Annotated in this window: 13 protein-coding genes and 1 riboswitch; of the genes, 10 read left to right on the top strand and 3 right to left on the bottom strand. The window is 58.7% G+C overall.

Features of this window, described 5'->3' with window-relative positions:
- Nucleotides 1-2 precede the first annotated feature (2 nt).
- On the bottom strand, nt 3-1,319 hold the full coding sequence (locus UB90_RS07785) for a YeaH/YhbH family protein (protein ID WP_065324339.1): 1,317 nt from the start codon (nt 1,317-1,319) through the stop codon (nt 3-5).
- Between the two features lie 18 nt (nt 1,320-1,337).
- Nucleotides 1,338-3,272, bottom strand: a complete 1,935-nt coding sequence (locus UB90_RS07780) for a PrkA family serine protein kinase (protein WP_009178112.1) — start codon at nt 3,270-3,272, stop codon at nt 1,338-1,340.
- A 690-nt stretch (nt 3,273-3,962) separates the two neighbouring features.
- On the opposite strand from UB90_RS07780, the gene UB90_RS07775 reads away from it, so the two are divergent.
- From UB90_RS07775 to UB90_RS07760, 4 genes are all read left to right on the top strand, one after another.
- Nucleotides 3,963-7,109 carry an Ig-like domain-containing protein gene (locus UB90_RS07775; protein ID WP_065324338.1) on the top strand — a complete coding sequence of 1,049 codons (3,147 nt, stop codon included), beginning with the start codon at nt 3,963-3,965 and terminating at the stop codon, nt 7,107-7,109.
- Between the two features lie 109 nt (nt 7,110-7,218).
- Nucleotides 7,219-8,514: a TolC family protein gene (locus UB90_RS07770; RefSeq protein ID WP_005613984.1), complete on the top strand. Its 1,296-nt coding sequence runs from the start codon at nt 7,219-7,221 to the stop codon at nt 8,512-8,514.
- Nucleotides 8,511-11,015, top strand: coding sequence for a type I secretion system permease/ATPase (locus UB90_RS07765; protein ID WP_065331925.1), 2,505 nt, complete (start codon nt 8,511-8,513; stop codon nt 11,013-11,015). Before UB90_RS07770 ends, UB90_RS07765 begins: the two co-directional genes overlap by 4 nt.
- Nucleotides 11,012-12,184 carry an HlyD family type I secretion periplasmic adaptor subunit gene (locus UB90_RS07760; protein WP_009177800.1) on the top strand — a complete coding sequence of 391 codons (1,173 nt, stop codon included), beginning with the start codon at nt 11,012-11,014 and terminating at the stop codon, nt 12,182-12,184. Before UB90_RS07765 ends, UB90_RS07760 begins: the two co-directional genes overlap by 4 nt.
- Before the next feature lie 125 nt (nt 12,185-12,309).
- Here UB90_RS07760 and UB90_RS07755 read toward each other — a convergent pair whose 3' ends face one another.
- Entirely contained in the window at nt 12,310-12,882 is a 573-nt protein-coding gene (locus UB90_RS07755) for a trypsin-like serine peptidase (protein ID WP_065324336.1), read from the bottom strand.
- A 710-nt stretch (nt 12,883-13,592) separates the two neighbouring features.
- Here UB90_RS07755 and UB90_RS07750 point away from each other — a divergent pair.
- The 6 genes from UB90_RS07750 to nrdH all read left to right on the top strand — a co-directional run bounded on the left by UB90_RS07750 (nt 13,593) and on the right by nrdH (nt 18,918).
- Nucleotides 13,593-14,423 (top strand): arsenate reductase/protein-tyrosine-phosphatase family protein, encoded by an 831-nt coding sequence (locus UB90_RS07750; protein WP_065324335.1) that lies wholly within the window; start codon nt 13,593-13,595, stop codon nt 14,421-14,423.
- Nucleotides 14,424-14,465: 42 nt separating this feature from the next.
- Nucleotides 14,466-15,464, top strand: coding sequence for an ArsJ-associated glyceraldehyde-3-phosphate dehydrogenase (locus tag UB90_RS07745; protein ID WP_065324334.1), 999 nt, complete (start codon nt 14,466-14,468; stop codon nt 15,462-15,464).
- A complete protein-coding gene (gene arsJ / locus UB90_RS07740; RefSeq protein ID WP_065324333.1) occupies nt 15,461-16,735 on the top strand; it encodes an organoarsenical effux MFS transporter ArsJ in 1,275 nt (424 codons plus the stop codon). The genes UB90_RS07745 and arsJ overlap by 4 nt, the downstream gene beginning before the upstream one ends.
- Entirely contained in the window at nt 16,732-17,766 is a 1,035-nt protein-coding gene (gene arsB / locus UB90_RS07735) for an ACR3 family arsenite efflux transporter (protein ID WP_065324332.1), read from the top strand. The genes arsJ and arsB overlap by 4 nt, the downstream gene beginning before the upstream one ends.
- A gap of 27 nt (nt 17,767-17,793) precedes the next feature.
- Complete coding sequence (locus UB90_RS07730) at nt 17,794-18,165, top strand: GFA family protein (protein ID WP_065324331.1); 372 nt, start codon at nt 17,794-17,796, stop codon at nt 18,163-18,165.
- A 237-nt stretch (nt 18,166-18,402) separates the two neighbouring features.
- Nucleotides 18,403-18,595: riboswitch (cobalamin riboswitch) on the top strand.
- Nucleotides 18,596-18,696: 101 nt separating this feature from the next.
- Nucleotides 18,697-18,918, top strand: a complete 222-nt coding sequence (gene nrdH, locus UB90_RS07725) for a glutaredoxin-like protein NrdH (RefSeq protein ID WP_005619300.1) — start codon at nt 18,697-18,699, stop codon at nt 18,916-18,918.
- The last annotated feature ends 4 nt before the right edge of the window (nt 18,919-18,922 follow it).

Below are 18,922 nucleotides of genomic sequence, written 5' to 3'. Positions count from 1 at the left end.
GGTCAGCCTTTCACCTTGGGCAGGAAGAACTCTCGGAAGATCGGGTAAATGTGGCCCGGCTCAGAGACGCGCTGCATCTCAAAATGCCTGCAGGCCTCTTTGACTTGCCGGTAGTTCTGCCACAGGTCCTCGCCCGCCTCGGTATTGTCCAACAGCATCTGCGCGCTTTCTTCGACAATCTCGACATATGCGTAGAACTGGCACATCGGCAGCAATTGCTCGGTCAGGATTTTACGACAACGCACGGAGTCATTGCCGAAATTCTCCCCGTCCGAGGCCTGCGCGCCATAGATGTTCCATTCATCCGGTGGGTAGCGTTCGTCGATGATTTCCTTCATCTTTTCCAGCGCCGTAGAGACAATCGTCCCGCCAGTTTCGCGAGCGTAAAAGAACGTCTCTTCATCCACTTCCTGCGCATAATGGGTATGGCGCACAAATACGATTTCGGTGTGCTCATAGCCGCGCGTCAGGAACAGATGCAGCAAGAGGAAAAACCGTTTCGCCAGATCCTTTTCGCGCTCCTGCATGGAGCCGGAGACATCCATCAGGCAGAAGACCACCGCACGGGAGTTGCGGATTTTTTCCGGCACAAAGGTATCATACCGCAGATCCAGCGGGTCGATGTAGCCCACGACGCGGCGTTTGCGCTTGATGCCGTCGAGTTTTGCGGTGAGCTCCGCCAGTACCTGTTCTTGACTGGGCGAGCGCTCCTCCAATTCTTCTAACTCGGCAATCTGCGCCTCCAGCTCACGCTGACTCTTGGTTGTGGGGCGCTGCAGGGCAATGCGACGGCCCAGCGAGTTGCGCATGGTGCGCACCAGATTGAGGTTATTGGGGGTGCCTGCCGTGGTCAGACCCGCGCGACGCGTACCGATGGTTTCGGTCTCAACGGTGGCCTTTTCCACCAGATCGGGCAGTTCCAGCCCATCAAACAGGATTTCAAGGTACTCATCCCGCGTCAGGGTAAAGGAAAACTCGTCATCGCCCTCCCCATCCTCAGAGGCCTTACGCCCTCCCTCGCCCGCTCCACCTTGGGGTCGGTCAATGGTATCTCCGACGACAAAATCCTTATTGCCCGGCAGCACGTATTGGCGATTTCCGCCGGGGCCATGATATAGACGTGGCTCTTTTAACCCCTTAGAGGGAATGGTGATTTTTTCACCATTTTCCGGAACGCTCTCGCCGCTGCCAATGGATTTTTCCCGCACCGAGCGATCCACGCGTTCCTTGATATTTTCGCGCGCGCGTCTGAGGAACCGTTGCCGGTTCCCCAAGCTTTTGCCTTTTGGATTTGCGCGCCTGTCGATGAAGTGGTGCATGAAGACACCTCCCGCCTGTTAGCCCGCCTTGTTCACCCGCATGTACCACTCAACAAGGCGTCGGACCTGCCTGTCGGTGTAGCCATGGGCGCGCATGCGCTCGACGAACTCCTGATGCTTGCTTTCGGTCTTGCTGTCTTTCTTCGACCCGAAAGAAATCACTGGGAGCAGTTCCTCAACCTGAGAGAACATATGCTTTTCAATGACATCGCGCAGCTTTTCATAAGAATTCCACGCTGGGTTCGAGCCGGTGTTGGCGCGGTGCCGCAGAGCAAATTTCACAACCTCGTTGCGGAAATCCTTAGGATTGGCGATGCCCACCGGTTTCTCGATTTTCGAGAGTTCCGCGTCCAGCACCTCACGGTCGTAGAGCTGCCCGGTATCGGGGTCTTTATAGTCCTGCTCTTCGATCCAAGCATCCGCATAAGAGATATAGCGGTCAAAGACGTTCTGGCCGTATTCGGTATAGCTCTCCAGATAGGCCTTCTGGATCTCGTTGCCGATAAACTCCTCATAGCGCGGCGCAAGCTCGGTCTTGATGAACTCCAGGTACTTCTGTTCTGTCTCCTGCGGGAACTGTTCGCGTTTGATCATCCCCTCCAGCACATACATCAGATGCACCGGATCAGCTGCGACCTCTTTGGTGTCGTGGTTGAAGACCGACGACAGCACCTTAAAGGCAAAGCGGGTAGAAACCCCGTTCATGCCCTCGTCAACGCCCGCGCGGTCCTGATACTCCTGCACGGTTTTGGCCTTGGGGTCGGTGTCTTTCAGGCTCTCGCCATCATAGACCCGCATCTTGGAGTAGAGATTTGAGTTCTCATGTGGCTTCAGACGCGTCAGGACCGAGAACCGGCTGAGGATCTTGAGGGTTTCCGGCGCACAAGGCGCTTCGCGCAGCTCAGAATTCTGGATCAGTTTTTCGTAGATCTTCGCCTCGTCCGAGACCCGCAGGCAGTAAGGCACCTTCACTATCGACACCCGGTCGATAAAGGCCTCGTTGTTCTTGTTGTTCTTGAACGTCTGCCATTCGCTCTCGTTGGAATGCGCGAGGATCAGACCGTTAAAGGGGATCGCGCCGAAACTCTCGGTCCCCATGTAGTTGCCTTCCTGCGTGGCGGTCAGCAGCGGGTGCAGCATCTTGATCGGTGCTTTGAACATCTCAACAAATTCAAGCACACCCTGCGTGGCCCGGTTCAAACCACCGGAAAAGCTGTAGGCATCCGGATTGTCCTGACTGTAGTGCTCCAGCTGGCGAATATCGACCTTGCCGACGAGGGTGGAGATGTCCTGATTGTTCTCATCCCCTGGCTCGACCTTGGCGACACAGATGCGACGCAGGCGCGAGGGGTGCAGTTTCACAACTGTGAACTTATTGATGTCGCCCTCGAACTCATCAAGGCGTTGCACCGCCCAAGGTGACATCAGGCCCGGCAAACGATGAGTGGCAATGCCGTATTCTTCTTCAAGAAGTTTGCCCATGCGGACAGGATCAAACAGGCCCAGCGGGCTTTCAAAGATGGGCGACATCTGATCGCCCGCTTTGAGGACGTAGATCGGCTGATCCTCGACAATGCGCTTTAACCGTTCCGCCAGCGATGACTTGCCGCCGCCAACCGGCCCCAGCAGATAGAGGATCTGTTTACGTTCCTCGAGCCCCTGTGCGGCATGGCGAAAATAACCCACGATCCGTTCGACCGTGTCCTCCATGCCGTAGAAATCCTTGAAGGCTGAGTAGCGTTTGATCGTCCGGTTCTGGAAGATCGGCCCCAATCGGGCGTCCTTTGATGTGTCTACCAGTTCCTCGTCACCGATGGCCTTCAACATGCGTTCTGCGACATTGGCATACATGCTGGGATCATCGCGACAGGCCGTGAGATAGTCCTGCAAAGACATTTCCTGCTCGCGCGTCTGGCCATAGGCCTCTGCAAAAAGCTCTGCAACTTTATTCATCGGGGTCTCGCCTCCTGGTTAACGTCGTTACCCGTCCTCCTGGGTTCAGGGATTGCACGCGAAAAGAGCGGCCTGACGAGGGCCATAAAGGTATCCGCGTTTGTCGTTGTTATTTGAGTCTGCTCGGCGCATTGGGCCGCGTTACCAGTCGGCATCCCAGCCTCTACCTGATGGTAGGAGGGATTCCACCGCTGCCAAGGGGCTTAGCGTCGGATCTGTTTTATTCGTAGCATACACTACATATGCCACTCTTGATACCAAAGTTTGGTATATTTTCGGTTAACGCTGGTAAATTTACACGTCACTTTGCTTCAATTTTATGCGACATGCGTGTTTGACACAGCCCAACAGGCAGCTCCTCAATAAGCGCAATACATGGGCTAGCCGCCCGCAGGCCCTGTCTGTTTTCGCCAGAATTATGGTTAATCTAATATTAACGAGTTGCAGTATTTCTACGGGATCGAGGACACGCATTGGCGTGCCTGACCAAAAGTGAGGTGTTTGAGGCACGCTATGGCTTCAAACCGGGCACCGAGGGCCAAACACGGTCTGGACAGGTAAACTAAGTTGAATGCATATTAACCTCAATAACGCCGCAAAGTCGGCATAAGGCAGACACATACAGGCTAATGAACCAAGCGACGCGAGGTGATTCATACCGCGTGCGCGTTATAAAGTGAGCAGTTAAGCATGAGCACCGTTGCATTTATTACCCGCAACGCTTCGGGTACCAATCAGCATGGGACCTCTGCAGAAGGGTCCCCCTCAGTCATTTCAACCACCGACGCCAAGGATATCTCTCTCAACCTCGATCCGAGCGATGTGCAGAGCTACACCCGGCGTGGCCGCGATCTGCATATTACCCTGGCCGATGGTACGATCGTCGAGCTGGACGGGTTTTATGACACCGCAGCCTCCGGCCCCAAAAATCTTTTCCTGAGCGATGAAGGCGATTTCATCGAGGTTGTGCTCGAAGACAAAGCCGATGGCATGTTGTTTGCGAGCTATGAGCCGCTTGACCTTTCTGGCAAGTGGAGCGCTTACGACGACATGGTCTTCCTTGACGTTGATCGTATTGAACCAGTGGTTGCGCCGCTGGTTGCGGCCCCGTTCCTTGGTGGCCTCGGCGGTCTGGGCGCAGCCGCGGCAGGTGCCGCTATCATCGCCGGCGGCGGTGGTGACGGAGACGGTGGCGGCGGTGGTGGAGATGGTGGCCCCATCGTTCCGACCGTAAACGACGCCGATGGCACCTATGACGTCCCAGAAGGTGACCCGGATGGGGTGACGATCTCTGGCACGGGCGAGCCCGGCTCCACCGTAGAAGTAGACATTGGCGGCGTGACCGGCACCACAACCGTTGGTGACGACGGGACTTGGTCTGTTGATTTCCCGACCGACGACCTGCCCGACGATGGCGTATATGAGACCACCGTGGACGTCGTAGCGCCCGATGGCACCACCTATGATGATGTCGATGGCCCCACCATCGACATCGACACGGAACCGCCAACGGTCGTTATCACCGAAGGCACTCAGTCGGTGAATGACATCGTCAATGGCGATGAACAGGAAAGCGGGACTATCATCAGCGGGACCGGTGAACCCGGCGCGACGGTTACTCTGGAAATCGAAGGCAACAGCCACACCACCACCGTCGACGGCGATGGCAACTGGACGCTGACCTTTACCCCGGACGAAATTCGCACCGGCGAATACGAAACCGACATTAAGATCACCACCACAGACCCCCACGGCAACAGCACCGTGACGCAGGATGTGTTGGAAGTGGACACGGAGACCTCGGTCGCTGTGAATTCCGGACTGTCAGGCGGTGACGATATCGTCAACGCAGCTGAGGCCGCTGCCGCCGCAGGCGTTGCCATCACCGGCACCGCCGAAGCGGGCGCGACGGTCGAAGTGGTCGTGGAGGGCGTCACCCGCACCACCACAGCCGACAGCAATGGTACCTGGTCGGTGACCTATGAAACTGGCACTCTGCCCGGCGGGACGTATGACGCTGATATTTCAGTGACATCTACCGATACAGCGGGCAATAGCGCCACCACGCAGTCCACCATTGCCATCGACACAGAAGCCGCAGTCACCATCGACAGCAACCTTGCAGGCGGCGATGACATTGTCAGCGCAGCCGAGGCAGGCGCTGGCGTCGCGATCACCGGCACCGCCGAAGCGGGCTCTTCTGTCGAGGTCGTCGTCGAAGGGGTGACACGGACCACAACCGCAGACGCCAACGGCAACTGGAGCGTTACCTACGAATCCGGTAGCCTGCCGGGTGGGGAATATGATGCGGATATCTCCGTGACCTCCACCGATGCAGTGGGTAACACCGCTACGGCCGCCTCCACGATCAAAGTGGACACTGAGACCGAAGTGACCATCGACACTGGTCTTGCCGGTGGTGATGACATTGTGAACGCAACAGAATCTGCCGCAGGCGTTGCCATTACCGGCACCGCAGAAGCAGGCGCAACTGTTGAGGTTCTCATCGAAGGTGTCACCCGCACGACAACCGCTGACAACAGCGGCAACTGGACCGTAACCTACGAGCCGGGCACCCTGCCCGATGGCGAATATGACACGTCGATCTCCGTGACCTCGACCGATGCGGTTGGCAACACCGATACGACAACGTCCTCTATCCGTGTCGACACCGACGCAGGTTTTGTGAAGCTCAGCGACGCGCCGATCGAGACTGACGACATCATCAACAACAACGAGCGTGCGGATGGGGTTACCATCACAGGGACCGCGACCGCAGGCGAGACTGTTACCGTCACCCTCGGCACCGCAAGCGGCACCACTGTCGCGGATGCAAACGGCAACTGGTCCTATGACTTTGCCGCAAGTGAGATCCCTGAGGGCACCGACAATCTGGATGTGACCGCGTCGATCAGCGATGATGCTGGCAACACCGAAACCGACACCGATACAGTCGCGTTGGATACCGAAGTGGTGAACTACACCTCCGCGGATCAAAACGACACGGTGAACGTGAACCTTGAGGATATGCAGCAAGGCTTTACCCTGCAGGGGACAGTCGAGCAGGGGTCCAGTGTTTCGGTTGAGATCAACGGCACCACGCATGATGCGACGGTAGATGGAAATGGCAACTGGAGCCTGACCGTCGACGGCGATGATATCGGTACCTTCCCGCAAGGTGGGCTAAACGCCACTGTCACAGCGACCGACCCTGCAGGCAACGTCGACACGCTTGTGCAGCCGATCAGCATCGATACGCTGTATGACACGCCAGAATTCGCCGGAACGACCGCCATTGCGGGGCAAATCCACGACATCTACCTTGATGACTCAGGCGATGCCCGGTCTCTGTACTCGCTCGACAGCAGCGGTAACGCGACACAGGTGGGTGCGACGGAAACGGCCTCGGGAATTTCTGGGATCGACAGACTCGACCTCGACACTCCGATCTCAGACGGCGCCAACCTGATCATTCAGAGCACCGATGACGCGGGCAACAAGTCCTCGACCCTGGTGATCGACCAAGAAAACCCCAGCGCAAGCCTGCTCTCTGGTCTGGACGGGTTCAACATCGACGCGATTGATCTGGTGTTCGAAAACGGCACGGACGGGGCCAACCTTGTTCTGACCGAAGACCTGATCAAGGATCTGTCGAACAACTCCGACACCCTGACGATCCGGGCAGATGAGCTGGCGAATGTGAACCACGAAGTCACGCTGAATGGTGCGACAGAGGTCACATCGACGGTCGATGGCTACAGCGCCTATGTGATTGGCGATGCAACCGTGTTGATCGAAGAAGATGCCGGTATCAGCCTGAACGGTACGCTTATCTAAGAATGCATCGCGCAGCCTGTTGCCGCCGTTTAACGGCATCGCGACGGGCTGCGCGACCGCGATAACCCGTGGACAAACCACGGGATACTCTGAGGCACGAGGGATATCTATGGCTCTGGCACGACGCATTTCTGCCGTTGCACTTCTGTGCAGCCTGACGGCGTGTGGTCTGCCACTCCCCGGCACCACGTCGGGTACGCAGGACGGCACCGCAGCGCGCAGCAATTTCGCGCAGGCTGAGGATGCTCCGCAATCCGAAGTCATCACCGCACTTATGCAGCGGCAATCTCTTCTTGAGAACGGCAGCACCTACGATACGGTCGCAACTGCTGCGCTTTCTGCCTCCGCGCGCGCCTCCGAGGCGGCACTGATCAGCGCCAAACTGCGCGCTGAAGCGAAATCAAAAAACTGGCTCCCATCCTTGCGCCCGAGCGTCAGCCTGAATGATCTGGGCGAGATGGTCGCAAGCATGCTGCTGGAGCAGGTTCTGTTCGACAATGGTCGACGCAAGGCAGAACGCGCTTTTGCCGCTGCCGATGTCGAGGTTGCAGCCGTGACCCTGTCGGCTGATATGAATGACCGCGTAAAATCCGCGCTTTCACTCTATGTTTCGGGTCTGCGCGGCGACGAGAAAGCCGCCTATGCCCACCGCGCCATCCGCACCATGCGCGATTTTGAGCGTGTGGTTGTGGGGCGGGTGAACGGCGGTGTCTCTGACCGCTCCGATCTCAATGTGGTGCAGTCCAAAATCAGTGGCATGCAGTCAAGCATGGCCACCGCCAACGATGCCGCCCGCACCGCGCGCGCAGAGCTGGAAGCGATGACCGGACAGAGTTTTTCCGCGTCACCACAGCGCCTTAACATGAGCTTGCCGCCAGATGGCCGCAACTACCTGAGCGTACTCAAAGCACAATCCGAAGCGACCCGCACCATTGAGCAGGCCAAAATGGAACGCGCAGGTCTGTTGCCGCAGGTCTCTGCAACCGGTCAGGTTGGCAGCGAAGGCAGCGGCGCAGGCGTGCTGTTGAACCTTGCTGAACCGTTGGGGTTTGGCACCCCTGCGGCCTTGCGCGCGGTCGAAGCCTCAAAAGAGGCGGCGCTGCGCCGTATTGGCGAAGCCGAAGAAGAAGCGCGGCGCGAATACAGCCGCGAAATGCAACGTCTGGCGTCCTATCGCCGTCAGGAACGCGAGGCGCTGGCGCTCTCAAAAGCCAGCCGTGAAACATATAATCTGTTCAAAGCCCAGTTTGAGGCCGGGCAGCGTCCGGTCATGGATGTGATCCCGATCTACGAAGAACTGGTGAAGCGGGAACAGGCCTATATCGACGCGAAATACGAAGTGGTCATGATCCAACTGGCACTTGCCGCCTCTCTGGGTCTGCTTGCAGATGGGGACAAGATTTGACGGATCAGGACAACCAAACTCCGACATCGCCCACAACCAAGCCCGCCAAACGCGGGCTGAAGTTGTCTTCGATTTCCCCTAATCTGACGCGCAAACGACGCAACGCCGCCGCCAATGATGCAAATGGCCCGGTGAAGATCTCCATGATCGCACCGCTAAGCGAACCAGAACAGGTTGCCTCTGCTCCGGCACAACCCGAGGGCAAAGCCTCCCTGCCTAAGCTCTTGCAAAAAAAAGAAAAAACACCCGATGCGCAGGCCAGTACAGATGCGCCCAACCTGCCGCGCGCGCCAGAATCTGCGGAGTGCGTAGAGCCTGCTCAGACAGCTCAGGACGACGCTCAGGTCGCGCCCGCGTCAAGAGCTCTCCCCTCGCATGACACCGCATCCGACGATCATCAGATCCGATTGAAAGCACGGGCGCAGATGCTGTGCCGTCTTGCAGCCCTGCGCGGCTGCACGCTGAGCCCTCAGGATATGCTCGAGCAGCTGCAGGCCAGTGGCCCGGCCTCCCTACGCCCCGAGGCCATGATGAGCGCGCTGATTACATCCGGTCTGAAAGCGCGTGTGCAGCAGGTCAAGACCCCCAAGCCTCAGCACTGGCCCGGCATCGCGATCATGCAAGGTGGCCAACCGGTTCTTGTGCTCTCACAAGGCAAAGCCGGGTTTGCGGTCCATGACACCTCCTGCCCCGATAATCGTGCGGAGATCCCAACGCAGGAATTCATGCCCTATTTCACGGGCCAGATCCTGACCACGCGCGCGACCCTGTCGCAATTGACGCAGCGCCACACGCCGCAGCTAGATACCTCGCATTGGTTCTGGGGCGAATTCCCCAAGTATCGCAGGCAGATGGGTGAAATCATGCTAGGCTCGCTGGTGGCAAATGTGCTGGCCGTGGCCGTGGCGTTGTTCTCCTTACAGGTCTATGACCGCGTCGTTCCGCATCAGTCGCAGGCGACGCTTTGGGTGCTCGCCATTGGTGCCTTGCTGGCCATCGGGATGGAAGGCGTGCTCAAACTGGCGCGCGCGCGCATCACCGACGCAGCCGGTCGTCAGATCGATATGGCGGTGCAGCACAAGCTGATGCGCCGGGTGATCGGTCTGAAGATGGACCAAAGCCCCCTGCCCCCTTCTGGGCTCTTTGCGGCGTTGAGGGATTTTTCCTCGGTGCGCGAGTTCTTTACGTCCTCGACGCTGTCGACATTGGCCGATGTGCCGTTCATCGCGGTGTTCTTGCTGTTGGTGGCCTCCATTGGTGGTCCGGTGGTCTATGTGATCATCATTGGCGGCGTGCTGATGCTGCTGCCCGCCTATTTCATACAGAAGAAAATGCTGGCGATGACCCGTCAGGCGCAGGGTGCTTCCGCCAAGAGCGGCCGTTTGCTGCATGAGGTGGTCAGCGAGATGGAAACCATCAAAACCCAACGCGGCGAGGAGCGTGTTCTGCGGCTTTGGGATGAGCTGAACCTGTTGTCGTCACAGGCCTCCAACGGGCAGCGTAAACTTTCAAGCGCGCTGACGTACTGGTCTCAGGGTGTGCAGCAAGCCACCTATATTTGTGCGGTGATCTTGGGCACTTACATGGTGTTTGCCGGTGAATTCACTGTCGGCACCATCATTGCCACCGGTATTCTTACCAGCCGCACCCTGGCGCCGCTCACGCAATTTGCGGGCACGCTTGCACGCTGGAGCAACGTGCGCGCGGCTCTGGATGCGCTCGACGTGATTGCCGCCGCACCACAGGAACGCGAAAAGGGGCGTGCATATCTGCGCCGTGAAACCATTGAAGGCGGCTTTGAGCTGCGCGAGGTGGTGTTTCGCTACGACGCGGACAGCGCTCCGACAGTCGATGTGCCTGCCGTTGCCGTGATCCCCGGTCAGCGGGTTGCAGTCCTTGGCGTCAATGGCTCCGGCAAATCCACGCTGCTGAAACTGCTCGCGGGGCTTTACACGCCTGAACGAGGTCGCGTGATGCTGGACGGCACTGATATGAGCCAGATTGAACCGCGCGACCTGCGGCGCAACATTGGCTATCTGGGTCAGGATGTGCGGCTCTTTGCGGGCACATTGCGCGACAACCTCAATCTGTCCTATCTGCCGCATGAAGACGAGCGGGTGATGGAAGCGCTGGAATTTGCGGGACTTGCACCTTTTGTGAAGTCGCATCCACGCGGACTGGACCTGCAGATCGGTGACAGCGGCGCGGGCCTGTCCATCGGGCAGCGTCAGGCCGTGGGCTGGGCGCGTCTGCATCTGCAAAACCCATCCGTTGTCATTCTGGACGAGCCAACCGCCGCACTGGACCAGACGCTGGAGCGCACCTTGGTGAGCCGCCTTGACAGCTGGCTTGGTACCCGCACCGCCATTATCGCCACACACCGTATGCCGATCCTGTCGCTGACCAACCGCACCTTGATCCTGCAGGCGGGTCGGATGGTCGTGGACGGGCCGCGGGACGAGGTGCTGGCGCATCTGAACGGGGGGAGCAAAGCCTCATGAGCATCGCAGCAGACATGGACATCCTTGAAGGCACCCATGGCGCCAGCCGCATGATCAAGCTGGTGGCGCTGGTGCTGGTCTTGTTCGTCACATGGGCAGGCTTTGCCTCTGTGGATGAGATCGTGCGTGCCGACGGGCAAGTGGTCTCTTCTTCACGCTCCCAGATCGTGCAGAACCTTGAGGGCGGCATTCTCGCCGAACTTTATGTACGCCAAGGGGATACAGTTCAGGCGGGTCAGATCCTCGCCAAGCTGCAGGACACCAAGTTCCGCGCCGCTTCTGACGATCTGCAAGACCAGATCGACGGGTTGGAAATCAAACAATACCGTCTGGAAGCCGAAATCGAGGGCGCATATGAATTTGCCGTCCCCGATGCGCTGGCCAGTCGATCCCCCGACATCCTCGCCTCTGAACGCGCGCTCCTGAAGGCCCGCCAGAGCGACTATGACAGCCGCCGCAACAGCGCCGAGGACATTCTGCGCCAGCTCAAGAACGAGCTTTCGAACCTGAAATCCCTACACGAACAGAAGATTGTCGCGCTGCTAGAGGTGAACGAAGCCAAGAAAAAAGTGAGCGATGCACAGGCAAAGTTCGACGAGATCGGCACACAGGCGGAGCTCACTCTGGCTGAAGAATACTCCGAGACGCTGCGCCTGCTGACGTCGCTGCGGCAGGAACAACGGCTGGCCCGCGATCAGCTGAACCGTACGGTGATCACTTCGCCCATGGCAGGCATCGTAAACAGTCTCGCCGTCACCACCATCGGTGGCGTTGTGCGCCCGGGCGATGAGATCCTTGAGATCATTCCGCTGGGGGAAGAGTTGTTTGTTGAAGCACGGGTGAAACCTGAAAACATCGCCAATGTGCAGCGTGGACAGGATGTAACCATCAAGCTCAGCGCCTATGACTACACGATCTACGGCTCGCTTCGGGGCAAGGTTGATGTTGTCTCGGCAGATACATTTGAAGATGAGCGCGACCCGCGTGCAGCGCCCTTTTATCGTGTCACTGTGCGCGTCGATCGCTCCAGCCTGACAGCGCGTCAGCAACAAATTGAGATTCGCCCGGGGATGCGGGCCACCGCAGAATTGCAGACGGGGTCAAAGACCATCCTGACCTATCTGCTGAAACCGCTCTATAAATCCCGCGAAGCATTCCGGGAGCCATAGGAGCGGATATGACAATACCCGGTCGCCATTCTGGCGCCGGATCATGTCATCCGTATTTGGAACGTTCCAGCCACCAACCTGCCCTTTTGGCGGGCTGAGGCTATCCAGTCCTCAAACCTTTGATGTCAGATCGCGTTTTGCATCATCGCGCGCAGGGTCCGGTCCAATGTGGTGCCGATCGACACCCGGCGTTGCCCCATTGCAGCTTTTGACGAGATCACAGAGACGATTTTGGGGGGCTGGCCCGGAATGATCTCCAGAACCGGCGCACCAGAAGCACCAAAGTCGACTCGGCACGACATCACGAGTGTCCGTGTGCGTCGCGACAGCACCTGACAGTTTTGCTCTCGGTTCGCGCGGGTTGCATTTGTGTAGCTGTATGACAGCACATCCACATTCGCGCCCCGATCCGCTCTGGCAGACATGGCAAAGGGTCGGATATCAGAGCGATTGATCGGCTGCGACAGACGCAAGACTGCAATATCGCTACCAAGTTGCGCATCTCCGCCTGCGCGGAATTGATAGGACGGATGCACCACCGCTTTGGATATCGAGCGCGCCGCTTTCACTTTGCGACCGTCCAGTCCCGCCTCAAAGCGGATCCCACGCGGGTTTATCCGCTGACCAGTCCGCGCATCATAGACGCAATGCGCTGCTGTCAGCACGAGGTTTGGTGCAATCAGTGTACCGGTGCACATATATTTTCCGGCGATATTCAGTCTGCCAACAGCTTCCCACCCCGGAAGACTGCTGGCTCTGCCATCTTTCGCTATAGCTGCCCCGGACACACCTAACGACAGGCATGCCGCGACTATCGCAAGCAATAGTCTCATGTTTCCACTCCATATTCCCACATTCACACACTCGTTCAGGCGTGCGGCTGGAATATGGCTGGTCCCTGTTGGCCTTGGACCAAAACATGGATTGATTGTGTCAGTCTTAACAAATCTTAACCCCCCCAGGTCAGATGCAGTTCAAGATGCCAGAAAATTAAGAAATTGCAGGCGGAAAAGTTAACAATTTGGACAAATTCTCACTAATAGCCTGTATTTTAAAACAAATTGTATCGTTTATCGCATCGATCAGAGCTGATTGTCCTCAGTTTGGGGGGTAATTTCTCCGCAAAACATGGGGTCCCACCGCCCAAAATTGTCACTATTGCCACATTTCGCCGGATTTAAGATCCCTTAACCGTGCGCCGGGTCGTTAAACTTTTACGCACCGCAGCGAGACTCACCCCTACCAGAGCCCCTTCAGCTAAGTGTGAAAAATCCAAAACCATGGCAACGCGACAGCTGTTCGCAGATATGGTGATCGCAACACGCCTGCGACCACTGGCAGAGGAATTTAACGGCTCTCCGCTCAGGTTTTTGTTGCCATCGATCATTATTTCGATAAAACGCGAAATATGGAAAAAGAGATTCCCCTTCGTCTGTCCGTTCTAGGACACCCCCAGCGCCTTTTGGTGTTTCGGCTGTTGATGCGTCGCTATCCCGACCGTGTCCCAGCCGGAGAGATCGGCGCTGCGCTGGATGTGAAGCCCAGTACATTGTCGTCATATTTGTCTGCTTTGATGCAGGCCGGATTGGTGACGCAAACCCGCGAGGGCACATGGCTCAACTATCAGGTCGATATGAACGGCATGCGCGAAATGCTCGATGCGCTGTTTTTCGATTGCTGCCGTGGCCGCCCCGAACTCTGCATGCCTGTTCTTTCTGACGTGATCCCGGAGACTCCTGCCATGACCGACTCGAAATTCAACGTCCTGTTCATCTGCACCGGCAACTCTGCCCGGTCGATCTTTGCCGAATCTATCCTACACACTGAAGGGGGCGATCGGTTCAATGCTTACTCGGCCGGCACCAAACCCTATACTGAGCTGAACCCCTTCGCGCTTGAGGTGCTGCGCAACAAGGGACATGACACAGCCACACTGCGCGCCAAGAACGTCAGTGAGTTCACCACCGACACCGCGCCGAAGTTCGATTTTGTCTTCACCGTCTGCGACGGGGCTGCCAATGAGGAATGCCCCGCTTGGGAGGGTCAGCCCATTTCTGGCCATTGGGGCATGCCCGACCCGGTCAAGGCCGAGGGCACTGACGCCGAACGCAGCCTCGCGTTCCAGCAGGCCTATGGCACGCTCAAGAACCGCATCCGCGCCTTTGCCGCCCTGCCCTTTGCGGAGCTGGACCGGATTTCACTGCAAAAGGCGGTGGATGACATCGCGCGCAACCACTGAATTCGCACCGCTCTGACCCTCACGGAAGTATAAGGACAGCACATGACCGTCTATGCATTGAACGGCCTTGGCCGGATGGGCAAACTGGCCCTGAAACCGCTGCTGGAACGCGGCGCTCAGATCGCCTGGATCAACGATGCGGTGGGCGATGCGGCGATGCACGCCCATCTTCTGGAGTTCGACACGGTGCATGGCCGCTGGGACGCGGAGATCACAAGCGATGACGACAGCATCACCATCGATGGCACCCGCCTGCCCGTCCTGAACCAGACCCGCATCGCGGATCTGCCGCTCGACGGCGTCGATGTGGTGATTGACTGTACCGGGGTTTTCAAAACCGAGGCCAAGCTTGCCCCGTATCTCGAGGCGGGCGTCAAAAAGGTCGTGGTCTCCGCCCCGGTCAAGGATGGCGATGCCGCCAATATCGTCATGGGTGTCAATGACGACATCTATGATCCCGCCCTCCACCGCATTGTGACCGCCGCGAGCTGCACCACCAATTGCCTCGCGCCGGTGGTGAAGGTGCTGCACGAGGGGATCGGCATCAAACATGGCTCGATCACCACGATCCATGATGTGACCAACACCCAGACCATTGTTGATCGCCCGGCCAAGGATCTACGGCGGGCACGTTCTGCGCTCAACTCCCTGATCCCGACCACCACTGGCAGCGCCACCGCGATCACGCTGATCTACCCGGAGCTCAAGGGCAAACTGAACGGCCATGCGGTGCGGGTGCCGCTGCTGAATGCCTCGATCACCGATTGCGTATTTGAGGTTGCCCGCAAGACCACCGCCGAGGAGGTGAACGCCATGTTCCGGGAGGCGGCGACCGGCGCGCTTTCTGGTATCCTCGGCTATGAGGAACGCCCGCTGGTGTCGGCGGACTACACCAATGACACGCGGTCCTCCATTGTGGATGCGCCCTCGACCATGGTTGTGAATGGCACCCAGGTGAAGATCTACGCTTGGTACGACAACGAGATGGGTTATGCGCATCGTCTGGTGGATGTGGCCCTGATGGTGGGTGCGAAACTGTGACCTCCACGCCCGCGCAGAACGGCCTTGCCGCCTATGTGGCGGTGACGGCGGCCTATTGGGCCTTCATGCTGACCGATGGCGCGCTCCGGATGCTGGTGCTTTTGCACTTTCATACGTTGGGGTTCAGCCCGGTGCAGCTGGCCTATCTCTTTGTCTTGTACGAGATCGCGGGCATGGTCACCAACCTCTCGGCAGGTTGGATCGCGGCGCGGTTTGGCCTGACGACGACGCTCTATGCCGGGCTCGGCCTGCAAGTGGTGGCACTGGTGGCACTGACGCAGCTTGATCCCACCTGGCAGATCGCCACCTCGGTCGGTTTTGTGATGGCGGTGCAGGGGCTGTCGGGCGTGGCCAAGGATCTGGCCAAGATGGCGTCGAAATCTGCCGTCAAACTGCTCGCCCCGCGCGAGGGCGACGGGCTGTTTCGCTGGGTGGCGGTGCTGACCGGATCGAAGAACGCGGTCAAGGGGTTGGGTTTCCTGCTGGGCGCAGCCTTGCTCGCGCTGGCGGGGTTCACATGGGCAACGCTGGGTATGGCGATCATCCTCGGCCTGATCCTGATCGCGGTGCTGATTGCGATGCCCGCAGGCCTGCCCACCGGACGCAAGGGCGCAAAGTTCTCCGAAGTGTTCTCCAAATCCGCCAATATCAACTGGCTGTCGGCAGCGCGGGTGTTCCTGTTTGGCGCGCGCGACGTCTGGTTCGTGGTCGGCATTCCGGTCTATTTCTACGCGGTGCTGTCGGACGGCACCGAAGAGGGCAACCGCGCGGCGTTCTTCATGATCGGTACGTTCATGGCGATCTGGGTTATCTGCTATGGCGCCGTGCAGGCCGCCGCGCCCCGCATCCTGCGCGCGCCATCGCGCAGTGAGGCTGACCTGATCGCCGCCGCTCGCCGCTGGGCCGGCATGCTCGCGGTGGTGCCCGCCGTCCTCACGGCGGCAGTGCTGATGTCAGACCAACCTGCGCTCTGGCTCACCGTGACGCTGGTGGCTGGCCTCCCGCTGTTTGGGGCGCTTTTTGCGGTGAATTCCTCGCTCCACTCCTATCTGATCCTCGCCTTTTCCAAGGACGAACGGGTCACGATGGATGTGGGGTTTTATTACATGGCCAATGCAGGCGGGCGGCTATTGGGCACCGTCCTGTCGGGCCTCACCTATCAACTGGGCGGCGTTGCAGCCTGCCTCGGCACGGCCACCGTGATGATCGCCCTCAGCGCGCTGATCGCCGGTCGCCTGACCGCCCCAACACCAGAAAGCACCCCGGCATGAGCATCTTTGAAAAATACCTGAGCATCTGGGTGGCGCTGGCCATGGTTGCGGGCATTGCGCTTGGCAATCTCTCCCCTGCTCTCGTGGGCACCATTGCCGCCGCCGAAGTCGCCAATGTCAATCTGGTGGTGGCGGTGCTGATCTGGGCGATGGTCTACCCGATGATGATCGGCGTGAACCCCAAGAGCCTGCGGGATGTGGCACGCCAGCCCAAGGGGCTTGCGATCACGCTGGTGGTCAACTGGCTCATCAAACCCTTCAGCATGGCCGCCCTTGGCGTTTTGTTTTTCGAGGTGGTCTTTGCCCCCTTCCTGAACCCCGCTGACGCCCAGCAATATATCGCCGGGCTGATCCTGCTCGGGGCCGCGCCCTGCACGGCCATGGTGTTTGTCTGGTCGCAACTGACCAAGGGCGACGAGAGCTATACGCTGCTGCAAGTCTCGGTGAACGATCTGATCATGGTGGTGGCCTTTGCCCCCATCGTGGCCTTCCTGCTCGGGGTCACCGATATCGAGGTGCCGTGGAGCACGCTGATCCTCTCGGCGGTGTTGTTTGTGCTGCTGCCCCTTGTGGCCGGTCTCTGGACCCGGAGCCACCTGGGGGATGAGGCGCGTATCGCCGCCTTCCTGGCACGGATCAAGCCGCTGTCGGTCATCGGCCTGATCGCAACCGTGGTGATCCTGTTTGGCCTGCAAGGTCAGGTCATTCTCGACCGCCCCACCGTGATCGCCATGATCGCCGCGCCGATCCTGATCCAGAGCTATGGCATTTTCTTCATCGCCTATGGCGCCGCCTATGCGATGCGGGTGCCACATCGGATCGCCGCCCCCTGCGCGCTGATCGGAACGTCGAACTTCTTTGAACTGGCGGTCGCGGTTGCAATCAGCCTCTTTGGCCTCAATTCCGGCGCAGCATTGGCAACTGTCGTTGGCGTGCTGGTCGAGGTGCCGGTGATGCTGACCTTGGTGGCCTTTGCCAACCGCACCCGCGCCAAGTTCTCCTTGACCGACGCCAAAGGTCAGGCAAGCTGATCTCGCACCGAGTATGGGAGGTCTGAAATGCCAGATGTAACCGCAAGCTGCCTGTGCGGCGACATTCGCCTGGTGGCATCGGGGGAACCGGAAAGCGTCGGCCTCTGTCACTGCCTCGACTGTCGCAAACACCACGGCGCGGTCTTTTGGGCCGCCGCCATATACCCGGAAAACGCGGTGACTGTGACGGGCGGCACACAGCAGTATCAGGGGCGTCATTTCTGCCCCAGATGCGGCTCTTCCGTTTTTTCATGCAGCGATGGCGAGGTGGAAGTTCACCTTGGCACGTTAGACAAACCCGACCAATTCACCCCGACCTATGAGCTTTGGACAGATCGCCGGGAAAGCTGGCTGATGCCGCTCGCGGGTACGGCTCAATATTGCCGCGACAGATCCTAGCCCTACCTTTTGTCGCAGGAAATGAGCCGGGCGATTCCCCTCGTTTCAGGGACCGGATGCGCCCGCACCGAACCTCACCGGATCGAATCTGTGGATAAGCATGGGGGTAAGGCGCAGGATCAGGACGGATGTCCTTACAATGCAGACACAATGCAGGGGCGCGACATTTAGGTGGCCTGTGGACAACAAAAGACCCGCTAACCCTACACCATATATTGACCATTTCGTGCTTCTGCATCAATATCGTGTTGCTTTGGTTCTTTCGAGGCGACTCGCAAGCGAAGAGGGAAACTGGTGTAAATCCGGTGCTGCCCCCGCAACTGTAAGCGGTAAGTCCCGCCCGTGCCACTGATGCGATCGCGCATTGGGAAGGCGGGATGGGGCGTTTGAGCCGCAAAGCCAGGAGACCTGCCAGAGCACGACAAACGACGACCGCGGCGGTGGGCCCGGACGCGTCATTTGGTACTGGTAACAGTGCCGGATTACGTGACTTCTCCGCCCGGTAGGACAACACCTGAGGGGATCTTGCAGATGAGCATCACTGTCTATTCAAAACCTGCCTGTGTGCAGTGCACCGCCACCACCCGCGCCCTTGAGGCGAAGGGGATCTCTTTTGATCTCGTTGATCTGACGGAAGATGCCGCTGCCATGGAAATGGTGCAGGGTCTTGGCTACCGTCAGGCACCCGTGGTTGTCGCAGGCGAAGATCACTGGGCAGGCTTTCGTCCCGATCTGATCGGCCAGTTGGCATAAGAGA

The organism is Tritonibacter mobilis (assembly GCF_001681715.1).
GTDB classification, from domain to species: Bacteria; Pseudomonadota; Alphaproteobacteria; order Rhodobacterales; family Rhodobacteraceae; genus Epibacterium; species Epibacterium mobile.
The sequence above is the reverse complement of the archived record's forward strand: the minus strand, read 5'-3'. Positions and strand labels throughout refer to the sequence as shown.